Genomic DNA, 18,815 nt, shown 5'->3' with positions numbered 1-18,815 from the left:
ATGAAGAAGCATCTGCTTTTGGCGATAACCTTTGTCGCTGTTATGGCATCCCAAGCCTATGCCACTCCCAAGCACCTTTTCATCACCGGCCCCTTCAAAACCGGCCCCGATGTCACCAGGCTCTGCCTCCAGTGTCACCAGAAAGAGACCCGTGCCATCATGCAGACCGTGCACTGGAAGTGGTCGAAGAAGCAGACGGTGAACGGGAAGGCAGTCGAGTACGGCAAGAAGAACGCCATCAACAACTTCTGGGGAGCCGTCCCCTCCAACTGGTCCGGCTGCACCAACTGCCACGCCGGTTACGGCTGGGTGGACGAGAGCTTCGACTTCAACAATCCGGAGAATGTCGACTGCCTGGTCTGCCACGACACCACCGGCACCTACAAGAAGTTCCCGGGAGCCGCCGGACACCCGGTCTACCCCGGCGAGACCAAAGAGTACCCGAAGGGGACCGTCTGGCCTCCGGTCGACCTGGCCGCGGTGGCCCGCTCGGTTGAGCGCCCCAACCGCGCCGCCTGCGGAAACTGCCACTTCTCCGGCTGCGGCGAGGACGGCGCCAAGCACGGCGACCTCGACTCCACGCTGGCCAATCCCACCCCCGAGCAGGACGTCCACATGGGGAAATACAAGCTGACCTGCGAATCGTGCCACCAGGCCGCCAACCACGACGTCAAGGGGGAGGCGATCTCGGTCTCCTTCAGCTCCGGCCCCCGCGCGATGGCCTGCATGAACTGCCACAAGGGGCGCATCCATCCGAGCCAGGCCCTGAACAACCACCTGAAAAGGGTGGCCTGCCAGACCTGCCACATCCCGCGCTACGCCAGAACCATCCCCACCATGACCTCCTGGGACTGGTCGACCGCCGGCAAAGACTTAAAGCCCGAAGAGATCAAGAAGGACAGCTTCGGCAAGGAGCTTTACCGGAAGGACCGCGGGAGCCTCACCTATGGGAAGGACCTGGTCCCCACCTACTTCTGGTACAACGGCCAGGTGGACAAGATCCGGCCCGGTGACAAGATCGATCCTACCAGGACCGTCTGGATTACCGCCCCGCGCGGCGAGCGCTCCGATCCCGACGCGAGGATCTTCCCGTTCAAGATCATGAAGGGTAAGCAGCCGTACGACTCGAAGAACCTGACGCTGGCCGTCTTCAACCTCACCGGCCCCCCCGACTCGACGACCGCCTACGAAAAGATCTACCGCTGGAACACCGCGATCATGGCCGGCATGAAGGCCGCCGGGATCCCCTACAGCGGCGAATACGGCTGGGTCGATACCGCCATGGTCTGGGCGCTCAACCACACGGTGGCCCCGAAAGAGATGGCGCTCTCCTGCCCCAACTGCCACGTGGAAGGGGGGAGGCTCGATTGGAAAGCGCTTGGCTACCCCAAGGATCCCCGCTAGGAGGGTGATCATGACACTGGCCGCCGTTCACATTGGCGACAAGGGGGGGCGCATCCTCAAGGCCGGACCCTCGGGGGAGCCCCGATGAGCGACCGTCTCGCCGAACTGAGGGTGAAACCGGATCTCACCAACGATGAGCTGAGCGAGCTGATCCGCCTGAGCCCCCCCGGCACCTTCGTCACCCTCCCCAATTTCGAGGACATGGGGGTGGTGGATCTCAGGCGCGCCTTCAAGAACCTGCAGGAGGGGACGGAACGGAGCCGGTACGCCTTCGAGGTCGGGTGCTACATCGAGGCCATCGCGCTCACCATCCAGCACGCCGAGTTCTGGCTCCGGATGTTCGTGGCCGGGCTGAGCCATGACAAGGAGATCTTCCGCCAGAACAACAAGAAGTCGTTCGGGATGGTGGTCATGGAGTGCAAGCGGCTCGGCATGGACCGCACCCTGGTCACCGAACTCTTGGAGTTCAACCGCAAGCGGGTCTCCTCCGTCCACCAGTACCTCCTCGGGGTGACCGATTACGACGACCTCCTCTCCGCCTGCCGGCAGTACCTTGGCCTCGACCGGAAGGTGCAGCAGTACGTGGTGGCCGCCATCGGGGAACCCGCCACCGGTGCCGAAGACATCACCGGCCGCCTTCTCTTCCGCCAGGATTTGTGACCGTCGAGGGGAATGCCCCCTCGGATTCGCGTGATACTAAAAAGGGGGACGGGCTCCGCAGGTGCCCGTCCCCCCTTCATTTCATCTTCCTCTCCACCGGAGAGAGGAACCAATTGTGAGTACATGGACAAGAACAGCATCGTCGCACAGATCATCAGCCGGCTTAACGCCGACCTCGAACTCTTTTTCTCCGCAGCCAAAACCGCCCACGAGGCGGCCACCCACGCAGAAAACCAGCCCGACAACAAGTACGACACCCTTGCTTTGGAGTCCTCCTACCTCGCCCAGGGGCAGGCTAACCGCGCCCAGGAGCTCAGGCTCGCCATTTCCGTCTACAGGCAGCTCGTACTCCCCGACGCCGGCGAACCTGTCGGCATAGGCTCGCTGGTGACCATCGAGGCGGCGGACGGCTCAACCAAGACGCTCTTCATCGGTCCGCTGGCCGGTGGGATGAAGATCGTGTACCAGGGAAGAGAGCTTATGGTTATCACCCCGACCTCCCCGATCGGACGGGAGCTGATGGGGAAGGAGCCGGGAGATTCCGTCGAGATCCGCACCGGCCCGCGCCGCATCGAGTACGAGATCGTCGAGGTCCGGTGAATTCCATCCCCCTCGCCCCTTCAGGGGAGAGGGGCCCACATTCCTTATCCCCTCGCCCCTTTAGGGGAGAGGGGCAGGGGTGAGGGAGGCTTTGACGTCTGCCCTCACCCGGCCTCCGGCCACCCTCTCCCCCAGCGGGGGCGAGGGTATGACCTTATGGGGGTGAGGAAGGTTTGAAAGTTGGGGCGAATACGTAGCGTGGGCACTCCGTGCCCACGCGGAATTGCAGGTTAAGCCCGGCGCATGAAACGCAAAAAGGCGGCCGTGTGGCCGCCCCTTTGGCGTCTGGGAGTGAGCCTGGGGTACTAGTACTTCTCGAACGTCTCGTCGAGATCGAGTTCGGCCCCGCTCGTGGTCGGCACGGCTGCGTGAGTCAGCGGCTTCGCGGCGCCGGCGCCCTTCTTCGCTCCGGTTTTTACCCTCGCCGCAGTCGTGGTGCGGGTGATCGCTCCTGAACGCCGCTCGATCTTGAAGAACGAGATGGATGACTGCAACTGCTCCGCCTGGCTGGAGAGCTCCTCCGCGGTCGACGCCATCTCTTCGGCGGCCGAGGCATTCTGCTGGATGACCTGGTCAAGCTGCTGCATCGCCTTGTTGATCTGCTCGGCCCCGGCGTCCTGCTCCCTGCTCGCCGCGCTGATCTCCTGGACCAGCCCGGCGGTCTTCTGGATGTCGGGCGCCATCCCGGCGAAGAGGGTCCCGGCGGTTTCGGCGACCTGGACGCTGCTGACGGAGAGCTCGGAGATCTCCGCGGCCGCCTTCTGGCTCCGCTCGGCGAGCTTTCTCACTTCGGAGGCCACCACCGCGAACCCCTTGCCGTGCTCGCCCGCGCGGGCGGCCTCGATGGCGGCGTTCAGCGCCAAGAGGTTGGTCTGGCGAGCGATCTCCTCGATGATGTTGATCCTGCCGGCGATGTCCCTCATGGCGTGGACGGTCCGCTCCACCGCCTTGCTCCCCTCTTCGGCGTTCTTCGCCGACTGCACCGAGATCTTCTCGGTCTGCAGGGCGTTATCGGCGTTTTGCCTGATATTGGAGGACATCTCTTCCATGGAGGCGGAAGCCTCCTCGGCGGCTGCCGCCTGCTCGGTCGCTCCCTGCGACATGCTCTCCGCACTGGCGGAAAGCTCCTCGCTGCCCGCCGCCACGTTCTCCGCGGCCGAGGCAACCTCTCCGACCACCGCTTTCAGCCTGGTCACCATCTCCTTCAAGGCGGCATAGATCCCGATCTCTTTGCGGTGGCTGGCGAACTGGATGGTGAGGTCCCCCTCGGCGACCCGGTCGGCGATGGCGGCTATCTCGGCGGGCTCGCCCCCGAGCTGCCTGGTGAGGCTCAAGGTGATGATGATCCCGAGGGCGGCGCCGACGCCGATGGAGCCGAGGATCAGGATGATCATGAAGAGCCGCCCCTGCTGGTACATGAGCTGGTTTTCGTGGGCGATCTCCTTGGCGTTGGTCTCCTTGAGGGTGGTCGCCTCGTCGATCAGTGCATTGATCGCACTGATCTTCTCGCGGGCCTGGCCGTTGGAGAGGCTGACCGACTCCCTCGCCGCCTGCAGCGCGTCGGCCTGCGCCATGCTGAGAACCTGCTTGCTGACCGGCTGGTACTCCTCCCAATCTTTGCTGATCTTCGCGAGGAGCTCCTTTCCTTTCTCGGTGTGGAAGAGGGCGCGCGCCTTCTCGAGGTCTTCGGTCGCCTTCTTCCTCCCATCCTCGTTCATCTGGACGAATTTCTTGCGGTCGGCTTCCGAGGAGGCGAGCAGCAGGTTTTTCTCCGCCCGGACGGCCCTCAGTATGTTGATGCTGGCCTCCTTGATGTGGGCAACACCGAGGAGCTCCCGCTCGTACATCTGATCGGCACGTTCACTCATCACCGCCATGTTGCGAATACCGACAGCGCCCACTACCCCGGTGATGACTGACATTGCCAGAAACGCCACCAGAAGTCGGGTCCTTACCCTGATGTTCCCTAACCACTGCATTTGCTCCCTCCTTGTACAGCACCATTGTCTTGATTTGTTCCGGATGGGACGGTATTTTGCTGCCATTACACACTAAACTGCCGTGGTTTCTTTTCGGCGACAGAATGCTTTTTCTTAAATGAGAAATTGCAGTAGGATTGTAGTTTCTTACACAGTAACGATTACTTCTATGGCATGATTTCATTACGATGACGGATGGATTAAGTCATTGTAGGGAGGTTAGATCCAGCATGTATTACTATTTCAACTACGATGAGCCGCTGTTTCGCCCCCCTTCCGAGGCGCAAAGCCTCATAATCCAGGCGACCATCGGTTGTTCCCAGAACCGCTGCAAATTCTGCGGGATGTACAAGACGAAGAGCTTCCATATCCGTCCGGTATCCGAGGTGGTGGCGGAACTGGAGGCGGTCCCGGTGTCGCATCGGGCCTACGTCCAGAGGGTCTTCATCGCGGACGGTGACGCCCTCGTCTACCCGTTCGAGGGACTCGTCGAGATCCTCGATGCGCTCGCCCGCCTGTTTCCCAACCTCGCCCGGGTGGGAGCCTACGCCTCCCCCAACAGCCTGACTACCAAGAACGCGGAAGAGCTGGCTGTCCTGCGGGAGAAGAAGCTGCGGATCCTCTACTTCGGGCTGGAAAGCGGTGACGCCGAGACGCTGCGGGCGGTAGACAAGGGATTCGAGCCGGACGAGATGCTGGCCCTTTGCCGCAAGGCCCAGGACGCGGGGATGAAGCTGTCGGTGACCGCCATCTTAGGCCTCGCCGGGCAGGCGCGCAGCCGCGAGCACGCGGAGGCGACCGCCCGATGGATCACCGCGCTCTCGCCGGAATACTTCTCGCTCCTGACCATGTTCACCCGCCATAACGACGACTGGCTGAGGAGCATCACTCCGCTTACCCACGGCCAGATCATCGAAGAGGCCCTCACCATGCTGAGGAACCTCTCCCCCCACCGAACCATCCTCAGGTCCAATCACGTCTCCAATTTTCTCAATCTCGCCGGGAGTTACCCGAAGGACCGCGAGCGTCTGATCCAGACCGCTGAAGCGGCCCTGGCCCAGGCTCGCCGCCAGACCTCGTGGTTTGCTTCTGTCCCGGACTACAGCGAGGAGTACTACTAGGGGAGGGGGCGATCATAGCCGCCGGCGAAGCTGACGGCGACGCCGCAACTAAGGGGCCTTGCCGCGCGTCCCTTCCCCTTCAAGGGGAAGGACAGGATGAGGATGGGGGGCAGAATGGGGCGAGAGGTGGATTGAGGGGGACTGGCCCATGGGGGCCAGGGCTTCAGAATGGGCGAGGGGGACAGGCACCTGCGGAGCCAGTCCCCTCCCTCTTTTACTTTTCGGTGGGCTCCGTCGCCTGCGCGTGTACCTTCGGGCACTCGGCGGCGCATTCATCGCATGCGCCCGGGCAGGGTTCGATGTGGATCAGGACCTGGCTGTAGGGGAGCCGGCGCTCGATGTCGGCCTCTATCTGGTCGCTCAAGGCATGCCCCGCCTCCACGCTGATCTGTCTCGGGACCACGAGATGCATGTCGATGTGCCTCGTGTGCCCGGACTTGCGGGTGCGAAGCTTGTGGTACTCGATGAACTGGGTGCCGTATCCCTCCATGATCTCGTGGATGACGGCTTCCTCTTCGTCCGGGAGTTTGACGTCGAGGATGTGGAAGAAGGCGGTCTTGGTAAGATCCCAGGCGGCCTTGAAGATCATGCAGGCGACGATGATGGCGATGATGGGGTCGATGATCCCGATGCCGGTAAAGTGGATCGCGATGAGGCCGACGAAGACTCCGAAGGAGGTGTAGACATCGGTCCGCAGATGCATGGCATCGGCTTCCAGCGCGACGGAGTCGGTGGTCACCGCCACCGAAAGGAGGTGCCGGGATACGAGGTAGTTGGCGAGCGCCGAGCCACCCATGACCGCGCTTCCCAGCCCGAGTTGCCCCACCTCCGCGACCCCGGTCCTCAGCTTCGCTACCGCCTCGAAGATGATGAAGAAGCCGGCGGCGAAGATCAGTACCGCCTCGACGGTCCCCGCCACGTTCTCGATCTTGCCATGGCCGAAGCGGTGCTCGTGGTCGGCGGGCTTGCCGGATTCGCGCACCGAGTACCAGGCGATCCCGGCCGCCACCAGGTCGACTGCGGAATGGACGGCCTCGGAGAGGATGGAGACCGATCCCGAGACGAGACCGCAGATCAGTTTCAGCACCACGAGGATGGTGTTGGAGATAATCGAGAGGCGGGCGGCCTTTCTTTTGAGACGATCGTGTTCGGCGTTGATCATAGTGTCGTTCTTTCGAATGAGGGAGTGCAGACATGACAAAGGGTTCACAGCACTGACTGCAAACCCTCGATCGTAAGTCCGATCAGTGACTTTTAACCCGAACCGGCCAGAAAAGCAAGATGCCGTTGACGTTTTCCGAGGTCCCCTTCGGCTATCCGGAGCCTCTTCACACCAGACCCTTTTAACGCCGCACTCTCCACAGGCCTTCCCATCCCCGAACGTAGGGTGGGCACCCCGTGCCCACGCGGAAATCCGTGCCCACGCGGAAACCGCCCGGCCCCTCGAGCCACGCCGCAAGCCGGTGTCGAGGAGATCGGCTTCCTGAGGAACCGGATAAAGTCTGGTAAACTTTGGGGACTGATTTCGCCGGAGGTGCCGATGAAAAGAGTGATCCTGACCGTACTAGCTCTATCGCTTCTTTTTCTTCTGACATCGTGCAACAGGAAACAGGAGTCCGCCTCCTCGAACCTTCCCCGCGTCTCCGCGACTCCCGACTACCTCAGGAGCTTCGGTGTTGCCCCCACCACTGAAAAAGGGACCTGCTTCGCCTTCGTCATCTATTTTCCCTCCGCCAAGCCGGCGGGGAAGGTTACGCCGATACCTTTCTTCAGTTTCGATGAAGGAAAATTGCAGACCGTCGCCCTTCAGCGCCTCATGATGGGCATGGACAGTGTTCCGGCCTATCGGGGAGAGTTCCTGCAACCGTTCCCTCCCGGCACGCGCCTTTTGGGCGTCGGCCTGCGGGGCACCACCGTTACCGTCAATTTCAGCAAGGAGATCGCCACCGTCGAACGCGATCCCCGCGCTGCGGAAGCATTGGTCACCGCCGTGGTGCTCACCCTCAAACAGTTCGAGAAGGTGCGCCAGGTCCGCCTGACGGTGGATGGTTCCCTCGATGCCCTCGACACCCTGGTGGGACATGCCGATGCCTCAGCCGTCATGGCCCCGTCGGCGCCGCGTCTTCTCAGCGTCACCGCGGCCAAGGAGAAGGGCGCCAAGAACGCGGAGGAGATCAACGCCTATTTCGACCGCCCGGTGGAGATCAAGGCGCTCAGGATGGCCGGTGCGGATGGTAAGCCGTTCCAGGGGGAGCTCTTCCAGTCCGTTTTCGACATGGCCGGCGTGCTGAAGCCGAAGGATCCGGCGCTCTTCGTCAAGGGGATGCCGGTGGAGGTCCACTGGGAGGTGGCTGACAAGCTGGGACGGAAAGCCTCGGGAGACCAGGAGGTACCGTTGGAGTGGATGGAACATTGAACTCCCGTTTTCCCCTCCCCTTCATTGGGAGGGCAGGGGGTGTGGATGGGTTTCGTGGGCCGCCCCTCTCCTGCTGGTATACTTGACGGTAACCTTCGTTGAGTTCTCACCAGCATGGAGATTTTCATGGCTATCCTCGCAGCGGTCGCCGGCGTCGCCTTCATCATCATTGCCCTGTGGGAAGGATTTGAGACCATCATCCTCCCTCGCCGCGTCACCCGCCGATTCCGCTTTACCCGCGTCTTTTACCGGACCACCTGGCGCCCCTGGATGAAGCTCGGGCGTGCCCTCATCCCGGTCAACCGCCGGGAGACCTGGCTCGGTTGTTTCGGGCCCCTCTCCCTGCTGCTCCTTCTGTCCGTCTGGGCCTGCGTCCTCATCACCGGTTTCGCCCTTTTGCACTGGGCCGCCGGTTCGGCCTTCTTTGCCAACGACGGTCACGGCGGGATTTTCATCGACCTCTACCTGAGCGGCACCACCTTTTTCACGCTGGGCCTTGGGGACGTCCTTCCCCACAACACCGTGGGGAGGGTCCTGGTGGTGCTGGAGTCCGGCCTGGGATTCGCCTTCCTCGCCCTCGTCATTGGCTACCTCCCGGCACTCAACCAATCCTTCGCCCGCCGCGAGGTCAGCATCTCCCTCCTCGACGCGCGCGCAGGCTCGCCCCCCTGCGCCTCAGAAATGCTCCGCCGTCACTCCCATCACGGCGGGATGGACTCCCTCCAAAAACTCCTGGGCGAGTGGGAGCGCTGGGCCGCCGAGTTCCTGGAAGGGCACCTCTCCTACCCGGTGCTCGCCTACTTCCGCTCCCAGCACGACAACCAGTCCTGGCTGGGGGCGCTGACCGCTATCCTCGACACCTGTGCCCTCATCATGGCCGGGTTGGAAGGAACCTGTGCCCGCCAGGCCGAGCTCACTTTCGCTATGTCCCGCCACGCCGTCGTCGATCTCTCCCTGGTCTTCTACACCAAGCCGCGCCCGCCGAAGACCGATCGCCTCCCGAAGGAAACCATGGAAGAGCTGCGCGCCCTGCTGGCTCGCAGTGGTCAGAAGCTCGGGGACGGTGACGAGTTCGAGAGAAAGTTGAAGGAGCTTCGACAGATGTACGAGCCCTACGTGAGCGCACTGGCCGCCCACTTCTACATAGGCCTTCCCCCGTGGGTCGCGAGGGGGGACAGCGCCGACAACTGGTTGGGAAGTTACTGGGAACGCCCCGGGAAGAAAAGAGACCAGGTCCTCGGCCGGGGCGGGGAGCACTTCTGACTTCGAACGGAACCTTCCACCGGGGCGGGAGGGGTGATGATTAAAATACTTGCATTAGCTCCGGATTAGAGGCAGTATTGGCCATCGCGCCTAAGTATTTTCATGAGGTACAGAGCCCCCTGATGAACATCGACCCCACTGTTCCCCAGCCGACCGTCGCCCCCGATCCTCCCCCCGGCACGAAACCTCAATTTGCGTCGTTATTCTCCGACCTCCAGGCAGGATATGAAGCCATCATCGAAGGCTTCGATGGGCTGATCTATATCTGTTCTCGCGACTACCGCGTCCTCTACATGAATGCGAGGTTCATCGAACGTACCGGGAGGGATGCCACCGGAGAGCTCTGCTACCGCGCACTCCACGATCTCGACGCCGTCTGCCCGTGGTGTGTCAACGAGCGCGTCTTTGCCGGGGAAAAGGTTCGCTGGTCCCTTAAAAGCCCCAAGGACGGCCGCAGCTATGACGTCACCAACGTCCCGATCAAGCTGGCAGACGGGACCATCGTGAAACAGTCCCTGATCCAGGACGTGACGGAGCGGGTGGTTGCCGAGGAGACCATCCGGGCCAACGCGGAATACCAGCAGGCTCTCTTCTGCGCCATCCAGGACGGTGTCTCCGTCATCGATACCGAGGGGGTCCATGTCAAGGTCAACAATGCATTCTGCGCCATGACGGGGTATACCCGCGAGGAGCTGATCGGGAGCGGGACGCCGCACCTGTACTGGCCGGAGGAGGAATACCCGAAGATCCAGGAGGCTTTTGACCGGCTCGACAGAGGCGAGGTCGGCGAGGTCGAGTTGATCTTCAAGCGCAAGTCGGGAGAGAGGTTTCCGGTCATCATCCACCCCTCCACGGTGAGGAACCGGGACGGCGAGGCGACCGGCTATCTCGCCACCATCAAAGACATAACCGAGCGGAAACGGACGGAAGATGCATTGCGGCGAAGCAATGCCCGCCTGGCACTTCTGGCCGCCACCACCAACGACCTGCTCAAGGCGAAGGATCCGCAGCAGGTGGTAGGCGCCCTCTGCGCAAGGGTCCTGTCCCATCTCGACTGTCAACTGTTTTTCAACTTTCTGCTCGACGAGGAACAGGGGCGGCTGCGCCTCAACGCGTGGGGGGGAATCCCGGAAGAGGAGGCCAGGAAGATCGAATGGCTGGACCTGGGGGAGGCGGTCTGCGGTTGTGTGGCCCGTGATGGAGTACGCATCGTCGCCCCCGATATCGACTCCAGCCCGTCTCCCCGGACCGAACTCCTCGCCTCCTACGGAGTGAAGGCCTACGCCTGCCTCCCGCTGGTGGTGCAGGATAAGGTGCTGGGGACCATCTCTTTCGGCTCTTGCACGAGACCCCGCTTCAGCGACGCGGACCTTGCCACCATGAACGCGGTGGCCGAGCAGATGGCCATAGCTTTCCAGCGAAAGAAGATCGAAGAGGGGCTGCAAAAGGCCCACAACGAATTGGAGCTTCGTGTTCGCGAGCGGACCCTCGAGCTGCAGGCCACCAACCAGGAGCTGGAATCCTTCTGCTACTCGGTCACCCATGAGCTCAGTGCACCGCTGCGGGGAATCAGCTGCTTCAGCAGCATTCTGCACGGAGAGTATTCCGACAAGATCGATGACGCGGGGAGGGAGTTTCTGAAACGGATCGGGACCGCTGCGGTACGGATGGGGGTACTGGTGGAGGATCTGCTGAACCTCTCCCGGGTCACCCGCCGAAAGCTCAACCGGGAGCCCGCGGACCTCTCCGGAATCGCTTCCCAGGTCGCGGCGACGCTGCGGAACCAGGACCCCGAGCGCGCGGTGGAAATCACCGTTGCCGAAGATCTGCGGGCTCAGATGGACAGCGGGTTGGCGTGTCTGGCGCTGCAAAACCTGGTCGGAAACGCCTGGAAGTACACCAGGGAGGTCGCTGCCGCCAGGATCGAGGTGGGGAGCTTCGCCGAAGGGGACGAGACCGTCTTCTTCATCCGGGACAACGGGATCGGCTTCGCCATGGAGTATGCTGAAAAGATCTTCCAGCCTTTTGAGAGGTTGCACCGCATCGGGAGCTACGAGGGGACCGGTATCGGGCTGGCCACCGTGCAACGGGTCATCGCCAGGCACGGTGGACGGGTGTGGGCCGAAGCGGAGCCCGGCAAAGGTGCGACCTTCTACTTCACCGACGGCTCGTATTCGGTGCCCCCTGCCGACGCCCCCCGTGAGGCAACCGTCCCGTCCGTAGAAGCCCCCGTGCCCGCCTTCGCCCCCGCCTGACCTCCTGCGCCATCGTGGGCCAGGTTGCTAATCCTCATTGGTGCAGAGCTTCAGATTCCCGCCGAGCAATCAGTCTTCCTCAAGGGTTCCCGGTGAGAGTCCGCCCGCAATGGCTGATATCCCTCGTGTGCGAGCTCTCCCTCTCCCTCCGGGAGAGGGCCCGGGGTGAGGGGAGAGAAGTGATCAACTTCCGTCCGGAAAGTGAAACTTCCGGAAAAAAGTGATCAACTTCCGTCCGGAAAGTGAAACTTCTGGTGAGAAGTGAATAACTCCCGTCCGGAAAGTGAAACTTCTGGAAAAAAGTTATCAACTTCCGTCCGGAAAGTGAAACTTTTGGAAAAAAGTTATCAACTTCCGTCCGGAAAGTGAAACTTCTGGAGAGAAGTGAACAACTTCCGTCCGGAAAGTGAAACTTCTGGAAAAAAGTTATCAACTTCCGTCCGGAAAGTGGAACTTCCGGAGAGAAGTGAACAACTTCCGTCCGGAAAGTGAAACATCCGGAGAGAAGTGAACAACTTCCGTCCGGAAAGTGGAACTTCCGGAGAGAAGTGAACAACTTCCGTCCGGAAAGTGAAACATCCGGAGAGAAGTGAACAACTTCCGTTTGGAAAGTGAAACTTCCGGAGAGAAGTGAACAACTTCCGTTTGGAAAGTGAAACTTCCGGAGAGAAGTGAACAACTTCCGTTTGGAAAGTGAAACTTATGGAGAGAAGTTAATAACTTCCGCTCGGAAAGGGAAACATCTGGAAACCAGTAGACGCTCAAGCGCTAGTAGCTGATGGTGGTAAGATCTTTTTTCCTCGGGAGCGGTCGTCGCTGATGAGGCCCCATTCCGGGAGGAGATAGGCCTGTTCAGCTATTGACAGCGAACCCCTCCAGGGCATTGCTTACCCAGGTCAGGTGGATGCGGAGATATCAGCAACTGTTCGAGTGCTTGGCCCTTCAACGGGCGGTGCTCTTTGATCTCCTGCTGGAGCATATAAGCGTCCTTGTCCGGTTGGTGAATGTCATGAGTGCCTGGTTTATACCTCAATGCGGAATTGCGCGCCGTCCTCTGTGTTGCTCACGGTGAGTTTACCGTTCATGTTCTTCTCAATGATGGTCTTGGACATGAAGAGGCCAATGCCTGTGCCCTTATCAGGCCCCTTCGTCGTGAAGTAAGGATCGAAGATCTTGTCCAGGATGTCGGGCGTGATTCCACCTGCGTTGTCGGAGATGGTCAGCACCGTCTTGCCGCTCTCCCGGAAGAGATTCACCGATACCCAGGGGCGCTCGATACGCCGCTCGAGGATGGCATCCTTTGCGTTGACCAGTATATTCAGAATGACCTGGGAGAACTCGTTGGGGTATCCGTAGATCTCCACCTCCTGGTCCGCCTTCACCTCGATCACCAGGTTCAGTTCCATGAAGGCGGCTTCCACGATGGTAACTGCCTTGGCGAGCAGCTCGCTCCCCCGGAAAAGCTCCTTCTCCTTGTCTGGACTGAAGAAGTTGCGGAACCCGTCAATGGTCTTAGACATGTGTCGGATCAGGGCCATGGCCTTGGCGGTGGTTTCGTCAAGGACCTCATTGGTGAGCGCCCCGCGGGCAAGACAGAGAGGGAGCTGCTGGATCAGAAGCCCGAGCGAATTGAGCGGCTGGCGCCATTGGTGGGCGATGTTGCCGATCATCTCCCCCATCGCGGCGAGCCTCCCTTGACGTATCATGAGCTGTTCCTGCTTGCGCAACTCCTCGACCGTCCGGAGCCTCTCGGCGATCTCATCCTTGAGTGCCTTCTCGGTCTCGATGATGTGGGTGATGTCCAGGCAGGCGCCGACCATCCGCAATGGAGCACCTTTTTCGTCGAAGTGCACCCTGCCTCGCGCAGTGAGCCAACGGACCTTACGGTCGATCTCGCCAATGGTCCGGTATTCGACGTTGAAGAATCCGCCCTCCGGGACAAGGGCCTCCCTGATCGCCAGGTCGATTTTGTCACGGTCATCCGGGTGCACTCCGGCCAAGAAACGTGCGTGGTCCACCTCTGTTTCCGGGAGAAGCCCGTGGTGCTCCTTAGCGATGTCCGACCACCGGTGTTTCCCTGATCCGATGTCCCATTCGAAGATACCGAGTTCTGCCGTCTCGATGGCGAGCTTCAAAGTGGCTTCGCTCATCTGCAGCGCCTGCTCCGCCAGCTTGCTTTCGGTGATGTCTTTGAAGACCACGGCAACTTTGGGAGCACCGGGGTTGCCAATGCTGTAGGCGCTTACCTGGAACCAGCGGTTCAGCGGTTTGGCCCAATCCTCAAAATGAGCTGGTTCACCCGATACGGCGACGTGCTCGTATATTTCATACCAGTACGGCTCCAGATCCGGGGCGAGGTCACGTACCAGCTTCCCCTTCGCATCATGCCAGCCGGTGTGCGCCTCAAAGGCCGGGTTTGTTTCCTCCAATCGACAATCGACAAGGTGATTGTCTGCGTCGAAGATCAATCCGAGGACGCAAAATCCCTCTGTCATGGTGTTAAACAGGGTGCGATACCGCTCTTCGGACTGTTGCGGTGCCTCCGTGGCACGCTTACCCTCGGTAATATTAACCATTCGCGGAGCTCGCCTTTCTTTATCAAAGAAAACCGGATCGCTGTGCTTGAGGTTGCGTTTGTGTTTTGGCAAAAACAACATCCCGGCTCCCCACTATGAACAACTTTGTGTCACCCGACCTCAAATGTCAAGCTCCACACTTTTTCAAATTACGGAGAATAAAACCTGGATAAGCGGCCGATGGGGATGCTGTCGCGCTCGGTTCCAGGTTAACCGACATCGGCGCGCTGGTCGGAAAAAGTGGATGTACCAAGTGCTGGCAGCCATTATCCGGCGGGAGGTGAGGCTGGCAGAGGCTCCATGAACAAAAACGCCACTTGGCCGATGATAGAGTGAAGTGATTGCGTGCTGAAGAATTCGGTTTATAGTTTGTTATGTTCCCCCTCAGAGCGTAAAGGAGAATGCCATGAAAAGGGCTATAACCACGTTGCTTGCAGCGATTTTTGTGCTATCCGCGGTCCCAGCATTCCCTGACGAAAAGACAACTGCAGGCAAGGACGAGTGCCTGCTGGTCTCTAAGAACTGCGTCGGGGAAGCTGATGACATCGTTAAGCGGGTGCACAAACTGCACAAGGAAATCAAAAAGGGAAGCAAGGTCTACACCGCAGAAGAGCTTAAGAAGCTACAACAAAAACTGGATGAAACCGATCAGTTGCTGAAAGAAATGACTGAGGGTGGGGGCGGCAACTAAGGGTAACACCAAGTCGGTGAGCAGGGGGGGGACCAAACCGGCTATTTTGTCGAAATGTAGGGGCTTCTCGACTGGCTATCGAGAGGCTCCTTTTATTTTGGGCGACATTCTCCCGAGGCTGGAAGCTGTGCACAGGTAACTACTCATCTTTCACCTCCCGGCCGCTGGTAACGCAACCAGAAGACAGACACCTGGCAGGAGCCAAACTGTACCATTTCCCCCCAGGAGCAGTCTCTGTGTCGAAGTTCTCAAACATAATCTCCTCCTCGCACAGTTTGATGGTGTCTTTGAGTGAATAATTTTATAGAAACATGGGGACAACCAGTAGCAAACTAGGAGACTTACGGGTGGTGGCATTGGTGGCATTAGGATCGGTTGACATTGGCATTGGGGGCGCGTCCACAAATTTCACACCACATTCGGGGATCGCTGTGATGCTGGCTACCGCTACTTCCTCTCCAAGCTCTGTAGCATGCGCAGGTAGTCGCGCTGGCTTTCCCAGACCATGCTGGACAGGAGGTTTAGGATGGGTGCGGAATTGCCGGTGTTGCTTTCCCTGACCGCCGCTAGGTACTCGCTGCGTAAGACTGGCGGGATGATGGTGATGGGGTAGCCCTCCTGGAGGAGCGCGAGATTCATCAGCAGCCGTGCTGCCCTGCCGTTACCGTCCACGAAGGGGTGGATCGTGACAAGCCGGGTGTGGAGGAGCTCTGCAAATTCTATCGGGTGTTTCTCCGCTCTGAGACGGGGGATCTCTTCGGCAAAGGCGGCCATCAGTTCTTTTAACGCGCTCGGGGCGGGAAAAACGAAATCGGTGCCGGTAACGATGATGTTCTGCTTACGGTAGTGGCCAGCGTTGGCCTCATCTATACGGTAGTAGAAGAGCTTGTGTATCTTCAGGATGTCCCGCTCGGTAATCTCCTTGCGGCGGGCAAGCTTTTGTAGATAGTCAAAGGCCTCGGCGTGTCCGACAGCCTCAAAATGGTCTTTGAGTGGCTTCCCGCCGATTGTTATACCATCCTCGATGACGACCTTCGTCTCGGTCTCGGTAAGACTGTTTCCTTCAAGAGCGTTGCTTGCCCAGGTCAGGCCGATGCGGAAGTATTCCCGCAACTGCTTGAGTGCCTGGCCCTTCAAGGGGCGGTGCTCGTTGATCTCCCGCTGGAGCTTATCAGCATCGTAGATCCGGTTAGTGAAGGTCATGAGTGCCTCATGCTTTAGTAACTGCCGTGACGGAGTCAGTTTGCTTGCCTAAGCATTGTAAAACGAAAAAGGGGGTCACAGCTATTGCTGTAACCCCCTCTTCCAGCTGGCGGAGAGATAGGGATTCGAACCCTAGGTACCTTTCGGTACACCTGATTTCGAGTCAGGCACCATCGACCACTCGGACATCTCTCCGAATTCGTACACTGTGAACGAACTATATACCGTATCGGGACGAGGATTTCAAGCTTTGCATTCGCCAGTCGGCGCATTTTGTTTCGGCGCGCCTCAGGTCAGGCCGGCTTCCAATGCCGCTCCTATGGGGGCGACTTCCTCGTTCTCTGCGGCTTTTTCCCGCTTTTTGCGGGCTCTCAATTTGCTGAAGAACTCGCTTAAGAGAGCGGACGTTTCTTCTCCTCGCACCCCCGGGGTGAGGACGACGCTGTGGTTGAGACGCGCATCGTTGGAGAAGTCGAAAAGGGAGCCGGCGGCTCCCCCCTTGGGATCGTGGCTGCCGAACACCACGCGGTCCAGGCGCGCGAGGATGATGGCTCCCATGCACATGGTGCACGGCTCCAGGGTGACGTAGAGGGTGGCGCCGGTGAGCCGCCAGTTGCTTAGCTTCTTCGCGGCCTTCCGGATGGCGAGGAGCTCGGCGTGGGCGGCGGGGTCCTGCTTGCTCTCGCGCAGGTTGTGGCCACGCGCGATCACCACGCCGTCTTTCACTATGACGCAGCCGATGGGAACTTCCCCTATGGCTTCAGCTTTTTTCGCCTGGGCAATGGCTTTACCCATCCAGTAGGCGTCGTCTTTTTGCATCGTTCTCTCTTCTTAGGTGATTCAACGGCCCCCACCCTCACCCCTGCCCCTCTCCCGGAGGGAGAGGGAATATAGGTTTCTGCCCCTTCTCTCCTAAAGGGGTGACGGGATATTGAATTGAATACGGCCCTTCTCCTCTGATGAGAGATTAGTGCAGCCCTTCGCCGGTGGTGGTCATGACGAGCTTGCCGTGTTTGACGCCTTTGACGCCGATCAGTTCGTCGGCCATCTTCTTTACGTCCTTGCACTTGCCGCGCAGGACCAGTACTTCCAGGCAATTGTGCGGGTCGAGGTGCACGTGCAGGGCGGAAACTACCTGGTCGTGATGGGCGTGCTGGTGCTCGGTAAGTTTGTCGGAAAGGTCGCGGACGTGATGGTTGTAGACCAGCGTCACGGTGCCCACCCCCTCCTTTTCGCCTTCCTCCCAGTCAAGCTCGACCTGCGCCGCCCGGATCAGGTCGCGGATGGCTTCGGAGCGGTTGGCGTACCCTTTCTGCTCGATCAGCTTGTCGAAGCTCGCGAGCAGGTTTTCGTCCATGGAAATGCCGAATCTGACAGTTTCGCTCATGTGGGCTCCTCATCTAGTCAGGGGAAAAGCGAGGGGCAGTATACGTGAAGTCCGGGGGGGAAGTCAAAGTTCGTGCGCTATGACGCCATCCTCACCCCAGCCCTCCCCTTGAAGGGGGCGGGGCGCGCAAAGTGGGAGGTGGGGGGAGAGAAGCGGATCGCCAGGGGCAGTTAGGGCGATGAGAGGGAGGGGAGAAGAGCGAGGCGCTAGGGGGACAGGCACCGAAGGTGCCAGTCCCCATCCCCGCTTTGTCAGGATTTCAGGTAGCGGCGGATCCCTTCTTCGAAGGGGGTTGGGGGGAAGTCGAAGATCTCACGCCAAGTGCCGTCGCAGCAGCTTCCCTGCAGGAGCATGGTCAACTGGTCGGAGGTGATCGGGAAGGCGGGGACCTTTTCCATGAAGGGGACGATCAGCTTCATCAGGGTGACCGGGTTGTTTATCTTGAGGACTTTCTTCATCCCCAACACCCGCCCGATGGTGTCGAGGAGCTGGTTGTAGGTCATCCGGTCGGGGCCGCAGAGCTCGTAGGTCTGCCGGACGGTCCCCGGCTTGTCGAGGGCCTCGGCGAAGCAGCGGGCGACGTCGTCCCCGGAGATCGGCTGCATCTGGTACTCGCCGTCGCCGATCACCGGAACGGCCGGCAGGGTCCGGAGCATCTTGGCCAACATGTTGATGAAGTCGTCCTTGGGACCGAAGATGACCGAGGGGCGGAAGATGGTGTAGTCGAGCCCGGAGCTCCTGACCGCTTCCTCGGCGGCGAACTTGGTCTGGAAATACCTGGCGGAGCTGCCGGCCCGGGTCCCCAGGGCGGACATCTGGAGGTGGCGTCGGATGCCGTTTTCGCGGGCGGCGGCAATGACGTTGCGGGTGGCATCGATGTGAAGCTTCTGGAAGGTCACCCCTTTGCCGGGGAACTCGCGGATGATGCCGATCAGGTTGATGGTGGCGTCGCACCCCCTGGCGGCCGCTGCCACCGAGGAGGCGACGGTTGCGTCACCTTCGACTTCCTCTACTCCCGTTTCGCTTCCGCCGCTTCGCCTGTGTACCAGGAGCCGGATCGTGTGCCCTTTGGCAAGCAGTGCCTGTCGGACGTGACCGCCGACAAAGCCGGTGCCACCGGCGAGAAATATCCGCATAATTCGCTCCTCCTAAGGAAATTCAGTCGCTAAAAGTGTACCAGCGACCCCGCAAATAGCCATCTGGAGGTGTATAGTGTTTACAAAACCTTGTGCTAATCCGCTTCTTATGTTACAAGAAGCC

15 protein-coding genes and 1 tRNA gene are annotated in these 18,815 nt (G+C 60.2%); 8 read left to right on the top strand and 8 right to left on the bottom strand.

Going from position 1 to position 18,815, the window contains the following annotated elements; translation table 11 throughout:
• From ACYVL5_RS00470 to ACYVL5_RS00460, 3 genes are all read left to right on the top strand, one after another.
• Positions 1 to 1,404 carry a tetrathionate reductase family octaheme c-type cytochrome gene (locus ACYVL5_RS00470; RefSeq protein WP_460593576.1) on the top strand — a complete coding sequence of 468 codons (1,404 nt, stop codon included), beginning with the start codon at positions 1 to 3 and terminating at the stop codon, positions 1,402 to 1,404.
• A gap of 84 nt (positions 1,405 to 1,488) precedes the next feature.
• Complete coding sequence (locus ACYVL5_RS00465) at positions 1,489 to 2,064, top strand: hypothetical protein (protein WP_460593575.1); 576 nt, start codon at positions 1,489 to 1,491, stop codon at positions 2,062 to 2,064.
• Positions 2,065 to 2,187: 123 nt separating this feature from the next.
• Positions 2,188 to 2,664: a GreA/GreB family elongation factor gene (locus tag ACYVL5_RS00460; protein WP_460593574.1), complete on the top strand. Its 477-nt coding sequence runs from the start codon at positions 2,188 to 2,190 to the stop codon at positions 2,662 to 2,664.
• A 305-nt stretch (positions 2,665 to 2,969) separates the two neighbouring features.
• Here the strand turns inward: ACYVL5_RS00460 and ACYVL5_RS00455 are convergent, their stop codons facing one another.
• Entirely contained in the window at positions 2,970 to 4,643 is a 1,674-nt protein-coding gene (locus ACYVL5_RS00455; RefSeq protein WP_460593573.1) for a methyl-accepting chemotaxis protein, read from the bottom strand.
• Positions 4,644 to 4,873: 230 nt separating this feature from the next.
• Here ACYVL5_RS00455 and ACYVL5_RS00450 point away from each other — a divergent pair, with 230 nt between their 5' ends.
• Positions 4,874 to 5,764: a radical SAM protein gene (locus ACYVL5_RS00450; RefSeq protein WP_460593572.1), complete on the top strand. Its 891-nt coding sequence runs from the start codon at positions 4,874 to 4,876 to the stop codon at positions 5,762 to 5,764.
• A 214-nt stretch (positions 5,765 to 5,978) separates the two neighbouring features.
• On the opposite strand, the gene ACYVL5_RS00445 is transcribed toward ACYVL5_RS00450, so the two are convergent.
• Positions 5,979 to 6,926 (bottom strand): cation diffusion facilitator family transporter, encoded by a 948-nt coding sequence (locus tag ACYVL5_RS00445; RefSeq protein WP_460593571.1) that lies wholly within the window; start codon positions 6,924 to 6,926, stop codon positions 5,979 to 5,981.
• Positions 6,927 to 7,304: 378 nt separating this feature from the next.
• Between ACYVL5_RS00445 and ACYVL5_RS00440 the strand changes: the two genes are divergently transcribed.
• The 3 genes from ACYVL5_RS00440 (at position 7,305) to ACYVL5_RS00430 (ending at position 11,698) form a co-directional block, all read left to right on the top strand.
• Positions 7,305 to 8,180 carry a GerMN domain-containing protein gene (locus ACYVL5_RS00440; RefSeq protein ID WP_460593570.1) on the top strand — a complete coding sequence of 292 codons (876 nt, stop codon included), beginning with the start codon at positions 7,305 to 7,307 and terminating at the stop codon, positions 8,178 to 8,180.
• A 126-nt stretch (positions 8,181 to 8,306) separates the two neighbouring features.
• The gene (locus ACYVL5_RS00435; protein ID WP_460593569.1) at positions 8,307 to 9,443 is read left to right on the top strand and encodes a potassium channel family protein; all 1,137 of its coding nucleotides are present in this window, start codon (positions 8,307 to 8,309) and stop codon (positions 9,441 to 9,443) included.
• 122 nt (positions 9,444 to 9,565) lie between these two features.
• The gene (locus tag ACYVL5_RS00430) at positions 9,566 to 11,698 is read left to right on the top strand and encodes a PAS domain-containing sensor histidine kinase (protein WP_460593568.1); all 2,133 of its coding nucleotides are present in this window, start codon (positions 9,566 to 9,568) and stop codon (positions 11,696 to 11,698) included.
• 1,022 nt (positions 11,699 to 12,720) lie between these two features.
• On the opposite strand, the gene ACYVL5_RS00425 is transcribed toward ACYVL5_RS00430, so the two are convergent.
• A complete protein-coding gene (locus ACYVL5_RS00425) occupies positions 12,721 to 14,355 on the bottom strand; it encodes a PAS domain-containing sensor histidine kinase (protein ID WP_460593567.1) in 1,635 nt (544 codons plus the stop codon).
• Positions 14,356 to 14,680: 325 nt separating this feature from the next.
• On the opposite strand from ACYVL5_RS00425, the gene ACYVL5_RS00420 reads away from it, so the two are divergent.
• A complete protein-coding gene (locus ACYVL5_RS00420) occupies positions 14,681 to 14,965 on the top strand; it encodes a hypothetical protein (RefSeq protein WP_460593566.1) in 285 nt (94 codons plus the stop codon).
• 447 nt (positions 14,966 to 15,412) lie between these two features.
• On the opposite strand, the gene ACYVL5_RS00415 is transcribed toward ACYVL5_RS00420, so the two are convergent.
• The 5 genes from ACYVL5_RS00415 to ACYVL5_RS00395 all read right to left on the bottom strand — a co-directional run bounded on the left by ACYVL5_RS00415 (position 15,413) and on the right by ACYVL5_RS00395 (position 18,691).
• Positions 15,413 to 16,168, bottom strand: a complete 756-nt coding sequence (locus ACYVL5_RS00415; protein WP_460593565.1) for a Fic family protein — start codon at positions 16,166 to 16,168, stop codon at positions 15,413 to 15,415.
• Between the two features lie 107 nt (positions 16,169 to 16,275).
• A tRNA-Ser gene (locus ACYVL5_RS00410) sits at positions 16,276 to 16,363 on the bottom strand.
• A gap of 93 nt (positions 16,364 to 16,456) precedes the next feature.
• A complete protein-coding gene (tadA, locus tag ACYVL5_RS00405; RefSeq protein ID WP_460593564.1) occupies positions 16,457 to 16,987 on the bottom strand; it encodes a nucleoside deaminase in 531 nt (176 codons plus the stop codon).
• A gap of 148 nt (positions 16,988 to 17,135) precedes the next feature.
• The gene (gene nikR / locus ACYVL5_RS00400; protein WP_460593563.1) at positions 17,136 to 17,555 is read right to left on the bottom strand and encodes a nickel-responsive transcriptional regulator NikR; all 420 of its coding nucleotides are present in this window, start codon (positions 17,553 to 17,555) and stop codon (positions 17,136 to 17,138) included.
• A 251-nt stretch (positions 17,556 to 17,806) separates the two neighbouring features.
• Positions 17,807 to 18,691, bottom strand: a complete 885-nt coding sequence (locus ACYVL5_RS00395; RefSeq protein WP_460593562.1) for a complex I NDUFA9 subunit family protein — start codon at positions 18,689 to 18,691, stop codon at positions 17,807 to 17,809.
• Positions 18,692 to 18,815: the final 124 nt, after the last annotated feature.

It is taken from the genome of Geomonas sp. Red276, assembly GCF_054784495.1.
The sequence above is the reverse complement of the archived record's forward strand: the minus strand, read 5'-3'. Positions and strand labels throughout refer to the sequence as shown.

Bases quoted from the DNA above. Each gene is read 5' to 3' on its own strand.
- ACYVL5_RS00470 (WP_460593576.1), top strand. From the start codon at position 1: ATGAAGAAGCATCTGCTTTTGGCGATAACCTTTGTCGCTGTTATGGCA.
- ACYVL5_RS00465 (WP_460593575.1), top strand. From the start codon at position 1,489: ATGAGCGACCGTCTCGCCGAACTGAGGGTGAAACCGGATCTCACCAAC.
- ACYVL5_RS00460 (WP_460593574.1), top strand. From the start codon at position 2,188: ATGGACAAGAACAGCATCGTCGCACAGATCATCAGCCGGCTTAACGCC.
- ACYVL5_RS00455 (WP_460593573.1), bottom strand. From the start codon at position 4,643: ATGCAGTGGTTAGGGAACATCAGGGTAAGGACCCGACTTCTGGTGGCG.
- ACYVL5_RS00450 (WP_460593572.1), top strand. From the start codon at position 4,874: ATGTATTACTATTTCAACTACGATGAGCCGCTGTTTCGCCCCCCTTCC.
- ACYVL5_RS00445 (WP_460593571.1), bottom strand. From the start codon at position 6,926: ATGATCAACGCCGAACACGATCGTCTCAAAAGAAAGGCCGCCCGCCTC.
- ACYVL5_RS00440 (WP_460593570.1), top strand. From the start codon at position 7,305: ATGAAAAGAGTGATCCTGACCGTACTAGCTCTATCGCTTCTTTTTCTT.
- ACYVL5_RS00435 (WP_460593569.1), top strand. From the start codon at position 8,307: ATGGCTATCCTCGCAGCGGTCGCCGGCGTCGCCTTCATCATCATTGCC.
- ACYVL5_RS00430 (WP_460593568.1), top strand. From the start codon at position 9,566: ATGAACATCGACCCCACTGTTCCCCAGCCGACCGTCGCCCCCGATCCT.
- ACYVL5_RS00425 (WP_460593567.1), bottom strand. From the start codon at position 14,355: ATGTTGTTTTTGCCAAAACACAAACGCAACCTCAAGCACAGCGATCCG.
- ACYVL5_RS00420 (WP_460593566.1), top strand. From the start codon at position 14,681: ATGAAAAGGGCTATAACCACGTTGCTTGCAGCGATTTTTGTGCTATCC.
- ACYVL5_RS00415 (WP_460593565.1), bottom strand. From the start codon at position 16,168: ATGACCTTCACTAACCGGATCTACGATGCTGATAAGCTCCAGCGGGAG.
- tadA (WP_460593564.1), bottom strand. From the start codon at position 16,987: ATGCAAAAAGACGACGCCTACTGGATGGGTAAAGCCATTGCCCAGGCG.
- nikR (WP_460593563.1), bottom strand. From the start codon at position 17,555: ATGAGCGAAACTGTCAGATTCGGCATTTCCATGGACGAAAACCTGCTC.
- ACYVL5_RS00395 (WP_460593562.1), bottom strand. From the start codon at position 18,691: ATGCGGATATTTCTCGCCGGTGGCACCGGCTTTGTCGGCGGTCACGTC.